Origin of the sequence: Pseudomonas sp. EGD-AK9, from assembly GCF_000465935.2 — a bacterium.
In the GTDB taxonomy this organism is placed as follows: domain Bacteria; phylum Pseudomonadota; class Gammaproteobacteria; order Pseudomonadales; family Pseudomonadaceae; genus Aquipseudomonas.
In genome coordinates this window covers 1-12355 of the sequence record NZ_AVOF01000028.1, presented here as the reverse complement: position 1 = coordinate 12355, position 12355 = coordinate 1, and the positions used below count along the sequence as shown (strand labels likewise).

The following is a 12355-nucleotide window of genomic DNA, read 5'->3' as shown; positions in this document are numbered from 1 at the left end:
CGGCGTCGAGGTAGCCGTTGCGCGAGGACAGCGCCAGGCCGTCCTCGGCGCGCTGGGTCGGCGCGCCGATGATCTGGATCGGCATGTTGAGGTCGTGCACCAGGGCGCGAATCACCGCCAGTTGCTGGTAGTCCTTCTCGCCGAACACGGCCAGATCCGGCTGCACCATGTTGAACAGCTTGGTCACCACCGTGGCCACGCCCTCGAAGTGGCCGGGACGGCTGGCGCCGCACAGGCCTTCGGAGACGCCGGGCACTATCACCCGGGTCTGGTCGGCCATGCCGTGCGGGTAGATTTCCGCCACGTCCGGGTGGAACAGCAGGTGGCAGCCGGCGGCCAAGAGTTTTTCCTGGTCGGCGGCGAGAGTCCGCGGGTAGCTGGCCAGGTCCTCGCCGGCGCCGAACTGCAGCGGGTTGACGAAGATGCTGGCGACCACGAAGTCGGCGCGCTGGACGGCGGTCTCCACCAGGGAGACGTGGCCGGCGTGCAGGTTGCCCATGGTCGGCACGAAACCGATCTGCTTGCCCTCGGCGCGGGCCTGGGCGACGGCGGCGCGCAGTTCGCGCAGGGTCTTGACCGTGTTCATGCCGAGAACCCGTGTTCGGCGGCGGGGAAGCTGCCGTCCTTGACCGCCTGGACGTAGGCGGCGAGGGCGCCCTGGATGCTGCTCTGGCCGTCCATGAAGTTGCGCACGAACTTCGGCGCGCGGCCGGACAGCGACAGGCCGAGCATGTCGTGCTGCACCAGCACCTGGCCGTCGGTGGCAGGGCCTGCGCCAATGCCGATCACCGGAATCTTCACCGCCTGGCTGATTTCCGCGGCCAGTTCGCTGGGCACGCATTCGAGCAGCAGCATGGCGGCGCCGGCCTGTTCCAGAGCCATGGCGTCGGCGCGCATCTGCCGCGCCTGGGCCTCCTGGCGGCCCTGCACCTTGTAGCCGCCGAGGATGTTCACCGCCTGCGGGGTCAGGCCCAGGTGCGCGCACACCGGCACGCCGCGCTCGGCCAGCAGGCGGATCGGCTCGGCCAACCAGCCGGCGCCCTCCAGCTTGACCATATGGGCGCCGGCCTGCATCAGCCGGGCGCTGTTGGCCAGCGCCTGCTCGGTGGTGGCGTAGGCCATAAAGGGCAGGTCGGTGATGATCAGCGCGCCCTGGTTGCCGCGTTTGACGCAGGCGGTGTGGTAGGCCATCTCCTCGACGCTGACCGGCAGGGTGCTGTCGTGGCCCTGCAGCACCATGCCGAGGGAATCGCCGACCAGCAGCACGTCGACCCCGGCCTGGCAGGCGGCCTGGGCGAAGGTGGCGTCGTAGCAGGTCAGCATGGCGATCTTGGCACCGCTGTGCTTGAGGCTCTGCAGGGTGGTCAGGGTAACGTCAGGCATTTCAAGGGTCCTCGCTCAGGCTCGGTCGCGGCTTCTAAGCGGCGGCAATCCGGCCTGGATTGGCATAAAGGTGCGCCCGGCGGCGGGCGACGGGACGCCTATAGTCCTGATGGGGGCAGGCGAAGTCAATTGCAGGTGTTACCCGGCTGTTACTGGCGTTACCGCCAATGCGCGCGAGCGAGGCGGACGCTAGAGCGGGCGCGGGCTTGCGCCCAGGGTCAGGGGGAGTGCCTGGAGGAAATCCGTGATGCATGGCTGCAGAGTCGCCGCGGATGCAATCGGGAAATCCCCGGATGTCATCCGCGCTACTCGGCCAGGCGTTCCAGGCCGGTGAAGGGGCAGGCGGCCAGCAGTTCGCTCAGACGGCGGCCATCGGGCAGCTGCAGCTCGGCGGCGAGTTCGGCCAGGGGGTAGAGCACGAAGGGCCGCGCGTGCATATGGTAGTGCGGCACCGTCAGGCGTTCGTCGGCGATCGAGCGTTCGCCGAACAGCAGGATATCCAGGTCCAGGGTGCGCGGCCCCCAGCGTTCGGCCTTGCGCACGCGGCCCTGTTCCTGCTCGATACGCTGCAGGGCGTCGAGCAGCGTCCAGGGTTGCAGCGCCGTGTCCAGCGCCGCCACGGCGTTGACGTAGCGCGGCTGGTCGGGTGGGCCGAGCGGGTCGCTGGCATAGAAGGAGGAGTGGGCCAGCAGCCTGGTATCCGGCAACTGGGCGAGCGCGGCGAGGGCATCGCGCAGCTGCTGCAGCGGCTCGGCCAGGTTGCTGCCGAGGCCGATATAGACCCGCTCCATCATTCCTCGCCGACGCTGCCCGCGTCGTCGCGCTTGCGCCGACCGCTGCTGCGCCGGCGTTTGCGCGGCGCGTTGCCGGCTGCTTCGGGCTTGCCGGCGAGGTCGCGGATCATCTGCCGGCGCTGGCTGTCGCTGGCGTCCTGGTAGTCGGTCCACCAGTCGCCGAGGCCGCCGGTGTCCTCGCCGGCATGCTCGCGCAGCAGCAGGAAGTCGTAGCCGGCGCGAAAGCGCGGGTTGTCCAGCAGCAGGTCGGCGCGCTTGCCGCTGCGCCGCGGCAGGCGTTCCTGCATGTCCCAGATCTCGCGGATCGGGATGGTGAAGCGTTTGGGCACGGCGATGCGCTGGCACTGCTCGGCGATCAGCTCGTGGGCGGCTTCCTGCATCGCCGGGATCGGCGGCATGCCCTTGTCCTGCAATTGCAGCACGCGGGCCGGCAGGGCCGGCCAGAGCAGCGCGGCGAAGAGGAAGGCCGGGGTCACCGACTTGCCCTGGGCGATGCGCTCGTCGGTGTTGATCAGCGCCTGGCGGATCAGCCGCTCGGTGTACTCGGGGTTGCGCTTGAGCGCCTCGCCGCTGGCCGGGAACAGCTGGGCGAACAGGTCGTGCTCAAGCAGCAGGTCGAAGGTGTATTCGGCGTAGCCGGCGAGCAGCAGCTTGAGCACCTCGTCGAACAGGCGCGCGGCGGGGATGTCGCGCAGCATCGGCGCCAGGCGGCGGATCGGCGCGGCGCTGTGCTTCTCGATGTCGAAGTCCAGCTTGGCGGCGAAGCGCACCGCGCGGAGCATGCGCACCGGGTCTTCCAGGTAGCGCTGCTCGGGGTCGCCGATCAGCCGCACCTGATGGTTGCGCACATCGTGCATGCCGCGCGCGTAGTCGAGAATGTGTTCCTGGGACGGGTCGTAGTACAGCGCGTTGATGGTGAAGTCGCGGCGCTGGGCGTCGTCCTCCAGGCTGCCGTAGACGTTGTCGCGCAGGATGCGCCCGCTCTCGTGGCGCGCCGCCAGGTTGCTGTTCTCTTCGTCGTCGCCCTGTGGGTGGTTGGCGCGGAAGGTGGCGACCTCGATGATCTCGCGGCCGAAATGCACGTGGACCAGCTTGAAACGGCGGCCGATCACCCGGGCGTTGCGGAACTCCGCGCGCACCTGCTCGGGGGTGGCGCTGGTGGCCACGTCGAAATCCTTGGGCTCGATGTCCAGCAGCAGGTCGCGCACGCAACCGCCGACCAGGTAGGCCTGGTAGCCGGCCTTCTGCAGGCGTTCGACCACGCTGATGGCATGGCGGCTGATTTCGTTGCGGTTGATCGGGTGTTGCCGGCTGCTCAGCACCTCGGGGGTGCTGCGCGGGCGCTGCGCGCGGCGCAGGGGCGAGCGGAAAGACTTGAACAGCTTCTTCAGCATGGGATGCACTGTGTGGAGAAATGACCGGCCAGACGAAACGATGACCGCATGATTGCTGCGGATTCTAGCATCGTGTCGGGAGAAGGTGTGTAGAGCGGCAGGCGGGGATCCGGGGAGCGGAAGCTACTGGGGGAGCCTAAGCTCCCCCCCAAGTTGGTGCGTGCTTCGTTTTTATTGTTATTGAGGGCGCGTTGTTTTTGTTGTTTCGCCCTTCCCAAACGACCGTGGTCGGTTGGGTGCTCCCTGAAAGCGGGAGCCAATAGCAAACGGATTTCTTTGGACGCTGATGCTGCCATGACACTTGCGTGATCCAACCAGTACGGGTGCTGCCTCGGGGCAGTTTTATTGTTCTCGGCCTGGTCGTGGGGCGAACCCCAAGGGCAACTCCTCTCCAAAAGAATCAGTTAGCTGCGCCTCCATCTTGTTGTTCTTGTTGTTTTGGAGTCGTTACGTCTTGTTCTTATTGTGTGGGGCTTTGCTTGTTATTGTTGTTGTGCCAGAGATAAAGCAGATGCCGTGCCAGTTTTTGCGATTCCTTGTAAATCAAGGGTTTGCGGCAGGTGGGGGTCGATCGGAAGGGAGAAAAAAGCCGGGTTTTCGTTACCATTAGACCCGGCTTTTGTTACGAGATATTGATTCGGTAACAACCCGCGGAACCTGCGCGCAGGTCGGTTGTCACCCGGCGCGCGCGGTCAAGGGCCGCTGGTCACGCCGGATTTGCGCCGGGGGATGCCCAGGCGCTGGCGGCGTTCCCACAGGCACTTGCGGCTGATGCCGAGCTTGCGCGCCAGTTCGGTCTCGGTCATGTGGTCCTGGTGCTCGAGCACGAAGTGCTGGAAATAGTCCTCCAGCGACAGGTCTTCGGTGGGCTCGTGGCTGTTGCTGCTGCTCTGCCCGGCAGCCGCTGGCAGGCCGAAGTCGTCGTCCAGGTCGTCCAGCTCGATATCGATGCCCAGCAGGTCGGCCGAAATTTCCGCGCCCTCGCAGAGGATCACCGCACGCTCGATGGCGTTCTCCAGCTCGCGCACGTTGCCCGGCCAGGGGTAGTGACGGATGGCCTGCTCGGCGTCCTGGGCGAAGCGCAGCGGCTCGCGGCCCATGCGCGTGCACTGGCGTGCGAGGAAGGCCTGGGCGATTTCGCTGACGTCGCTGCCGCGCTCGCGCAGGGCGGGCAGCTTGAGGGCGATGACGTGCAGGCGGTAGTAGAGGTCTTCGCGGAACTGGCCGGTCTTGGCCAGGGTCTTGAGGTCGCGGTGGGTGGCGGCGATCAGGCGCACGTCGACCTTCTGCGACTGCACCGAGCCGACCCGGCGAATCTCGCCTTCCTGCAGCACGCGTAGCAGGCGCGCCTGGGCCTCCAGCGGCAGTTCGCCGATCTCGTCGAGGAACAGCGTGCCGCCATCGGCCGCCTCAACCAGGCCAGCGCGACCGGCGCTGGCACCGGTGAAGGCGCCCTTCTCGTGGCCGAACAGCTCGGATTCGATCAGGGTTTCCGGAATCGCCGCGCAGTTGACCGAGATCAGCGGCGCCTTGGCGCGCTTTGACAGGTTGTGCAGGGCGCGGGCGACCAGCTCCTTGCCGGTGCCGGACTCGCCCTGCACCAGCACGTTGGAGTCGGTGGGAGCGACCTTGCGGATCTTGCCGTAGAGCTCCTGCATGGCGGCGCAGGAACCGATGATGCCGATTTCGCCGTTGGCGTTGTCCACGACCTTTTCGCTGCCACCGTTACGTGGGCTGCTGGCGCTGGCCGCGGCTGGCGCGCTCTTGGCTTCCTGGCGATCGCGCAGGATGCGCGCCACGGCCTGCAGCATCTCGTCGTGGTCGAAGGGCTTGGCGATATAGTCGACCGCGCCCATCTTCATCGAGTCCACCGCCGAGCGCAGGCTGGCGTAGCTGGTCATGATCAGCACCGGGGTGCCCTCGGCCAGTTTGATCAACTCGGTGCCGGGCGCGCCGGGCAGGCGCAGGTCGCTGACGATCAGGTCGAAGCCGGGAATGCCGTAGCGTTCCTGGGCTTCCTGTACCGAGCCGGCTTCGCTGACCTGGTACTGGTTGCGCTCGAGCAGGCGGCGCAAGGCAGAGCGGATAATGGTTTCGTCTTCGACGATAAGAATATGTGGCATCAATTCGGTCTCTCGACGGTCTCTGGTCGCTAGTTACATCGCTACGGACGTCGCCTCGACATGCCGCGGTAGGGTGACCCGAATACGAGTGCCGAGTTGGCGCTCGGGGTCGGCCGGGCTGTCGATTGTTATCTGCCCATAATGCTCTTCCACGATCGAATAGACCAGCGCGAGGCCCAGCCCGGTGCCCTCGCCGGGGTCCTTGGTGGTGAAGAACGGCTCGAACAGGCGGTCGATGATCGCCTTGGGAATGCCGCTGCCTTCGTCCTCGACGATCAGGTCGACGGTGTGTTCGCTGGCCTCGCTGCGCACGCGGATGGCGCCGCCGGGCGGCGAGGCGTCGCGGGCATTGGACAGCAGGTTGATCAGCACCTGGGCCAGGCGCTGCGGATCGCCCTCGGCCCAGTGCTGCGGGTCGCAGAGGTTGTAGAACTGGATGTCGAAGTTGCGCTTGTTCAGCGACAGCAGGCCGATGGCGTCCTGGGCCACGTCGGCCAGGCACACCGGCTCCTCGCTGCGCTGGTGGCTGCCGGAGTGGGCGAAGCTCATCAGCGACTGGACGATGCGCGACACGCGCTTGGTCTGCTCGAGGATCTGCCCGCTGATCTCGATCAGCTCGGGGTCGCTTTCGCGCTCCTCGCGCAGGTTCTGCGCCAGGCAGGCGATGCCGGTGATCGGGTTGCCGATCTCGTGGGCCACCCCGGCGGCCAGGCGGCCGATGCTGGCCAGGCGCTCGGAGTGCACCAGCTTGTCTTCCAGCAGCTGGGTTTCGGTGAGGTCCTCGACCAGCAGCACCAGGCCGCTGTTGCCCGGCGCCAGCGGCTCGTCGATGGCCGCCTTGTGCAGGTTGAGCCAGCGGATCTGGCCGTCGACGGCCAGGTGCTGCTTATGCAGGTGCTGGTCGGGTAGTTCGATGAAGGTCTGCAGCAGGCCCTGCCAGGGCTCGGCCAGCGCCGACAGGCGCGAGCCGACGATGCGCTGCGCGGGAATCTCGGTGAGTTCCTCCATGGCCCGGTTCCACATCAGGATCTCCTGATCCTTGGCCAGCGAGCAGACGCCCATCGGCAGTTCCTGCAGGGTCTGGCGGTGGTAGCGGCGCAGCGCGTCGAGCTCGGCGGCCAGGCCGGTGAGGCGCGACTGGTAGTCCTCCAGGCGGCTCTCGATGAAGTGGATATCCTCGGTGACATAGCCCTCGCTGCCGGATTTGTAGGGCAGGAAGGTCTCGACTATGTCCTGCGCCACGCTGGGGCCCATCAGCCCGGAGAGGTTGGCCTCGATGCGGTCGCGCAGGCGGCGCAGGGCATAGGGGCGGCTCTCGTCGAACGGCAGGTGCAGATCGCGCAGGGCCTGTTCCACCTCGCGCTGGGCGGTCTTGGCGCCGAGCGGCTTGGCCAGCTGGGCGGCGAACTCCTGCGGCGACACCGCCACCAGCTCGCGGCGTTGCGGGCGGCGCACGTTGTCCACCGCGCAGGCCTCGGCGGCGCTCTTTTCCTCGGGGCTGGCCTCGGTGAACAGCGACACCAGGGTGAACACCAGCACGTTGGCCGCCAGCGAGGCGATGGCCGCCAGGTGCCAGCTGGCATCGTCGAGCACGTAGATGACGTTGAACAGCGGCAGGTAGAAGCCTTCCAGGTTGCCCAGCAGCGGCAGCAGCATGGTCAGCGCCCAGACGCCGATGCCGGCCAGCAGTCCGGCAAGAAAGCCGCGGCGGTTGGCGGTCGGCCAGTACAGCACCGAGAGCACGCCGGGGAGGAACTGCAGGGTGGCGACGAAGGCGACTATGCCCAGGTTGGCCAGGTCCTGCTGGGCACCGAGCAGCAGGTAGAAGCCGTAGCCGGCCATGATGATGAAGGCGATCAGCGCGCGCCGCGTCCATTTCAGCCAGCGGTAGATATTGCCCTCGGCCGGCGGCTGGTACAGCGGCAGCACCAGGTGGTTCAGCGCCATGCCCGACAGCGCCAGGGTGCTGACGATGATCAGCCCGCTGGAGGCCGACAGGCCGCCGACGTAGGCCAGCAGCGCCAGCGCCTCGCTGTTCACCGCGATGCCCAGCCCCAGGGTGAAGTATTCCGGGTTGGTGGTGGCGCCGAGCTTGAGTCCGGCCCAGAGGATCAGCGGCACCGCCAGGCTCATCAGCAGCAAAAACAGCGGCAGGCCCCAGCTGGCGCTGACCATGGCGCGCGGGTTTAGGTTTTCGGTGAAGGTCATGTGGTACATGTGCGGCATGACGATGGCCGAGGCGAAGAACACCAGCAGCAGGGTGCGCCAGGGGCCTTCCTGCAGCGGCGTGTGCAGGGTCGCCAGTGCGGCCTGGTTCTGCACCAGCCACATCTCCAGCTCGCGCGGGCCGCCGAACACCTGGTACAGCGCGTACCAGCCGATCACGCCGAGGGCCACCAGCTTGACCAGCGACTCGAAGGCGATGGCGAACACCAGGCCTTCGTGCTTCTCGCGGGTGGCGATATGGCGGGCGCCGAACAGGATGGTGAACAGGATGATCAGCCCGCAGTAGCTCAGCGCGACCTTCTCCTGCAGCGGCTCGCGGCTGAGGATGCCGATGGAATCGGCCACCGCCTGGATCTGCAGGGCCAGCAGCGGCAGCACGCCGATCAGCATGAACAGGGTGGTCAGCACCCCGGCCCAGGTGCTGCGAAAGCGGAAGGCGAACAGGTCGGCCAGCGACGACAGCTGGTAGGTGCGGGTGATGCGCAGGATCGGGTAGAGCAGCACCGGCGCCAGCAGAAAGGCGCCGGACACCCCCAGGTAGCTGGCGAGGAAGCCGTAGCCGTACTGATAGGCCAGGCCCACCGTGCCGTAGAAGGCCCAGGCGCTGGCGTAGACGCCCAGCGATAGGGTGTAGGTCAGCGGATGGCGGATGATCCAGCGCGGAATCAGGCCGTGTTCGCTGACCCAGGCGACGCCGAACAGGATCAACAGGTAGCCGGCGCTGATCAGGATCAGCTCGCTCAGGCTAAAGCTCGTCAGCATCGCGTTGGCTCTGCGAATGGGGATAAGGGGGAGCGCTCGAGGGGCGCCGGTTCGAGTCAGAGTTCATCGGCATCGCGTTGGCTCTGCAGGATGAAGGTGACGACGATCAGGATCAGCCACAGCAGGTAGGGCCGGTACCAGGCGCCATTGGGGTCGATCCACCAGTCCATGATGGCCGGGGAGAACAGGTAGATCCCCACCACCAGGATCAGAACCAATCGGTAGATATACATGCGGCATCTCGTCGGGGGATGCGGCGATGGTAAAGGAAGGCACGCGGTGCAAGCCACAAACTTGAGGCCGTATGTAGGCTGCGCCGCGCGCACCTTCTATGAAGACCGGGCATACGGCCTCGGTGCGCGTAGCGCAGCCTACGCGGTTGTCAGCGCAGCTGCGCCTCGGCCAGGGTGCGGCTGCGCGGAATGCGGCTGGCGTCCCAGTGGGCGATGCCCCAGGCCAGCAGCTCGGCGGGCGCGGCGCCCTGCAACTCGGTGGGCGCTTGCTGGCCCAGGGCGCGCAAGGCGCGCAGCAGCAGGGGGCCGGCCTGTTCGGCGGGCAGCGGCGGCGAGCGGTAGCTCTTGCCCAGCTTGTGGCCGTCGGGCTGGATGATCAGCGGCACGTGCAGGTAGCGCGGCTGCGGCAGCCCGAGCAGTTCCTGCAGGTAGAGCTGGCGTGGCGTGGAGTCGAGCAGGTCGGCGCCGCGTACCACGTCGGTCACCCCCTGCCAGGCGTCGTCCAGCACCACGGCGAGCTGGTAGGCGAACAGGCCGTCGCGGCGGCGAATGACGAAATCGCCTACCTCGCGTCCCAGCTGCTGGCCGAACTCGCCCTGCACGCGGTCGACGAAGCGGTATTCCAGCTGCGGCACGCGCAGGCGGATGGCGGCGCCATGCTCGGCGTGGCCGGCATCGCGGCAGGTGCCGGGGTAGATGCCGCCGTGCCCGGCCAACTGCTTGCGCGAGCAGGTGCAGGCATAGGCCAGGCCCTGAGCCAGCAGCCGCTCGATCACCGCGGCGTACTCGGCATGCCGATCGCGCTGGTACACCAGCTCGCCGTCCCAGGCGAAACCGTAGGTTTCCAGGGTGCGCAGGATGGCGTCCTGGGCGCCGGGCACTTCCCGCGGCGGGTCGAGGTCTTCCATGCGCAGCAGCCAGCGACCGCCGGCGGCGCGGGCGTCGAGGTAGGAAGCGAGGGCGGCGACCAGCGAGCCGAAGTGCAGGTAGCCGCTGGGGGTGGGGGCGAAGCGCCCGATATAGGAGTCGTTCATCGCTGGCGCAGCGTGAAGGGCAGAAACAGAGCGGGGCGCCTAGGCGCCCCGTCGTCGGTTCAGGAACCGATCTGCTTTTCCTTGATTTCCGCCAGGGTCTTGCAGTCGATGCACAGGGTGGCGGTGGGGCGGGCTTCGAGGCGGCGGATGCCGATTTCCACGCCGCAGGAGTCGCACCAGCCGTAGTCGTTGTCTTCGATCAGCTGCAGGGTCTCGTCGATCTTCTTGATCAGCTTGCGCTCGCGGTCGCGGGCGCGCAGTTCCAGGCTGAACTCTTCTTCCTGGCTGGCGCGGTCGGCCGGATCGGGGAAGTTGGCCGCTTCGTCCTGCATATGGTGCACGGTACGGTCGACTTCCTGCATCAGCTCCAGCTTCCACTTGTTGAGGATGCCGGTGAAGTGAGCGCGCATCGGCTCGCTCATGTATTCCTCGCCCTTCTTCTCTTCGTAGGGCTGGAAACCGCGAACCAGCTGGCTAGTGCTCTTTGCTTTTTCTTTGGTGGGCATGGATGACCGCCTCTCACTCTCTCGAATCCACTGCGCAGGTTATGTCCATTGCCGATCCGAACTCGGCCCTGCGGCTGCAAGCGGGCGAACTTACCAGATCGAATCGGGGTGCGCTACTCCCGGTTGTCCATGGTTTGCCGCCCTCGTACACAAAAGCTCGAAGCCCATCCGTGGTTTTGTCGAGCCCTGCTAGAATCCGCGCCTCGAAACCTCGCAAGGCAGGCCCATGGCTCAGCTCTACAGTGCGCGCAGTCGCGCCATCGAACCCTTTCACGTCATGGCCTTGCTGGCGCGGGCCAACGAACTGCAGGCCGCCGGCCACGATGTCATCCACCTGGAAATCGGCGAGCCGGATTTCACCACTGCCACGCCCATAGTCGAGGCCGGGCAGGCGGCGCTGGCCGCCGGCCACACCCGCTACACCGCGGCGCGCGGTGTGCCGGCCCTGCGCCAGGCCATCGCCGACTTCTACGCCGCGCGACATCGGCTAAGCATAGACCCTGAACGCATCCTCATAACGCCCGGTGGCTCCGGCGCGCTGTTGCTGGCCGCGAGCCTGCTGGTCGACCCGGGCAAGCACTGGCTGCTGGCCGACCCCGGTTACCCCTGCAACCGCCATTTCCTGCGCCTGGTGGAAGGTGCCGCGCAACTGGTGCCGGTCGGCCCCGAGGTGCGTTACCAGCTGACCCCGCAACTGGTGGAGCGGCATTGGGATTCGGACAGCGTCGGCGCGCTGGTCGCCTCGCCGGCCAACCCTACCGGCACCCTGCTGCACAAGGACGAGATGGCGGCGCTGGCCGCCTGCCTCAAGCAGCGTGGCGGCCATCTGGTGGTGGACGAGATCTACCACGGCCTGACCTACGGCTGTGACGCTGCCAGCGTGCTGGAAGTGGACGACGAGGCCTTCGTGCTCAACAGTTTCTCCAAATATTTCGGCATGACCGGCTGGCGCCTCGGCTGGCTGGTGGCGCCGGAAAACGCGGTGCCCGAGCTGGAGAAACTGGCGCAGAACCTCTACATCAGTGCGCCGTCCATGGCCCAGCATGCCGCGCTGGCCTGTTTCCAGCCGGCCACCCTGGCGATTCTCGAAGAGCGCCGCCACGAGTTCCAGCGCCGCCGCGACTACCTGCTGCCGGCGCTGCGCGAGCTGGGCTTCGGTATCGCCGTGGAGCCTGAAGGCGCCTTCTATCTATACGCGGACATCTCGGCCTTCGGCGGCGACGCCTTCGCCTTCTGTCGCCACTTCATCGAGACCGAGTACGTGGCCTTCACCCCGGGGCTGGATTTCGGCCGCCACCAGGCCGGCCATCATGTGCGCTTCGCCTATACGCAGAACCTCGAGCGCCTGGAGCAGGCGGTCGAGCGCATCGCCCGCGGCTTGAGCAGCTGGAACCCCGATGCGCTTTGATCCGCCACTGGAGGCGGGGCGGCTGCTGCGCCGCTACAAGCGCTTTCTCGCCGATATCGAGAGCGTCAGCGGCGAGGCGCTGACCATCCACTGCGCCAACACCGGCTCGATGCTCAACTGCATGAGCGCGGGCTGCCGGGTGTGGTTCAGCCGCAGCAACGACCCCAAACGCAAGCTGCCGGGTAGCTGGGAGCTGAGCGAAACGCCACAGGGGCGCCTGGCCTGCATCAATACCGCGCGGGCCAATGCGCTGGTGGAGGAGGCGCTGCGCGCCGGGCTGATCGCCGAGCTGGCCGGTTTCGTTGCGCTCAAGCGCGAGGTGCCCTACGGGGTGGAGAACAGCCGCGCCGATTTTCGCCTGGATTACGCCGACGGCCCGGCCTATGTCGAGGTCAAGAACGTGACCCTGGGTTTCGATGGCACGGATGTGGCGGCCTTTCCCGATGCGGTGACCGCGCGCGGCGCCAGGCACCTGCGCGAGCTGGCCGCGCT

Annotated in this window: 11 protein-coding genes; 2 read left to right on the top strand and 9 right to left on the bottom strand. The window is 67.1% G+C overall.

Going from position 1 to position 12355, the window contains the following annotated elements:
- The 9 genes from panC to dksA all read right to left on the bottom strand — a co-directional run.
- Positions 1–586, bottom strand: a 586-nt coding sequence (gene panC / locus N878_RS01250; protein ID WP_021441865.1) for a pantoate--beta-alanine ligase, incomplete at its 3' end; no start/stop codon positions are given.
- A complete protein-coding gene (gene panB / locus N878_RS01245) occupies positions 583–1383 on the bottom strand; it encodes a 3-methyl-2-oxobutanoate hydroxymethyltransferase (protein ID WP_021441864.1) in 801 nt (266 codons plus the stop codon). The genes panB and panC, both read right to left, overlap by 4 nt.
- A gap of 305 nt (positions 1384–1688) precedes the next feature.
- Positions 1689–2177: a 2-amino-4-hydroxy-6-hydroxymethyldihydropteridine diphosphokinase gene (gene folK, locus N878_RS01240; protein WP_031302545.1), complete on the bottom strand. Its 489-nt coding sequence runs from the start codon at positions 2175–2177 to the stop codon at positions 1689–1691.
- Positions 2174–3571 (bottom strand): polynucleotide adenylyltransferase PcnB, encoded by a 1398-nt coding sequence (locus N878_RS01235; RefSeq protein ID WP_021441862.1) that lies wholly within the window; start codon positions 3569–3571, stop codon positions 2174–2176. Before N878_RS01235 ends, folK begins: the two co-directional genes overlap by 4 nt.
- 692 nt (positions 3572–4263) lie before the next feature.
- Positions 4264–5694, bottom strand: a complete 1431-nt coding sequence (locus N878_RS01230; RefSeq protein ID WP_021441861.1) for a sigma-54 dependent transcriptional regulator — start codon at positions 5692–5694, stop codon at positions 4264–4266.
- A 33-nt stretch (positions 5695–5727) separates the two neighbouring features.
- Positions 5728–8682, bottom strand: coding sequence for a sensor histidine kinase (locus tag N878_RS01225; protein ID WP_021441860.1), 2955 nt, complete (start codon positions 8680–8682; stop codon positions 5728–5730).
- A 56-nt stretch (positions 8683–8738) separates the two neighbouring features.
- A complete protein-coding gene (locus N878_RS28230) occupies positions 8739–8915 on the bottom strand; it encodes a hypothetical protein (RefSeq protein WP_003244646.1) in 177 nt (58 codons plus the stop codon).
- Between the two features lie 149 nt (positions 8916–9064).
- Positions 9065–9949, bottom strand: a complete 885-nt coding sequence (gluQRS, locus tag N878_RS01215; protein ID WP_021441859.1) for a tRNA glutamyl-Q(34) synthetase GluQRS — start codon at positions 9947–9949, stop codon at positions 9065–9067.
- 59 nt (positions 9950–10008) lie between these two features.
- Complete coding sequence (dksA, locus tag N878_RS01210; protein ID WP_021441858.1) at positions 10009–10455, bottom strand: RNA polymerase-binding protein DksA; 447 nt, start codon at positions 10453–10455, stop codon at positions 10009–10011.
- A gap of 226 nt (positions 10456–10681) precedes the next feature.
- On the opposite strand from dksA, the gene N878_RS01205 reads away from it, so the two are divergent.
- Positions 10682–11863, top strand: a complete 1182-nt coding sequence (locus N878_RS01205) for a pyridoxal phosphate-dependent aminotransferase (RefSeq protein ID WP_021441857.1) — start codon at positions 10682–10684, stop codon at positions 11861–11863.
- On the top strand, positions 11853–12355 hold a 503-nt coding region (gene sfsA / locus N878_RS01200; protein WP_021441856.1), incomplete at its 3' end, for a DNA/RNA nuclease SfsA. The genes N878_RS01205 and sfsA, both read left to right, overlap by 11 nt.

Excerpts from the sequence above, each read along its gene's own strand:
- panB (WP_021441864.1), bottom strand. The coding sequence starts at position 1,383 with ATGCCTGACGTTACCCTGACCACCCTGCAGAGCCTCAAGCACAGCGGT.
- folK (WP_031302545.1), bottom strand. The coding sequence starts at position 2,177 with ATGATGGAGCGGGTCTATATCGGCCTCGGCAGCAACCTGGCCGAGCCG.
- N878_RS01235 (WP_021441862.1), bottom strand. The coding sequence starts at position 3,571 with ATGCTGAAGAAGCTGTTCAAGTCTTTCCGCTCGCCCCTGCGCCGCGCG.
- N878_RS01230 (WP_021441861.1), bottom strand. The coding sequence starts at position 5,694 with ATGCCACATATTCTTATCGTCGAAGACGAAACCATTATCCGCTCTGCC.
- N878_RS01225 (WP_021441860.1), bottom strand. The coding sequence starts at position 8,682 with ATGCTGACGAGCTTTAGCCTGAGCGAGCTGATCCTGATCAGCGCCGGC.
- N878_RS28230 (WP_003244646.1), bottom strand. The coding sequence starts at position 8,915 with ATGTATATCTACCGATTGGTTCTGATCCTGGTGGTGGGGATCTACCTG.
- gluQRS (WP_021441859.1), bottom strand. The coding sequence starts at position 9,949 with ATGAACGACTCCTATATCGGGCGCTTCGCCCCCACCCCCAGCGGCTAC.
- dksA (WP_021441858.1), bottom strand. The coding sequence starts at position 10,455 with ATGCCCACCAAAGAAAAAGCAAAGAGCACTAGCCAGCTGGTTCGCGGT.
- N878_RS01205 (WP_021441857.1), top strand. The coding sequence starts at position 10,682 with ATGGCTCAGCTCTACAGTGCGCGCAGTCGCGCCATCGAACCCTTTCAC.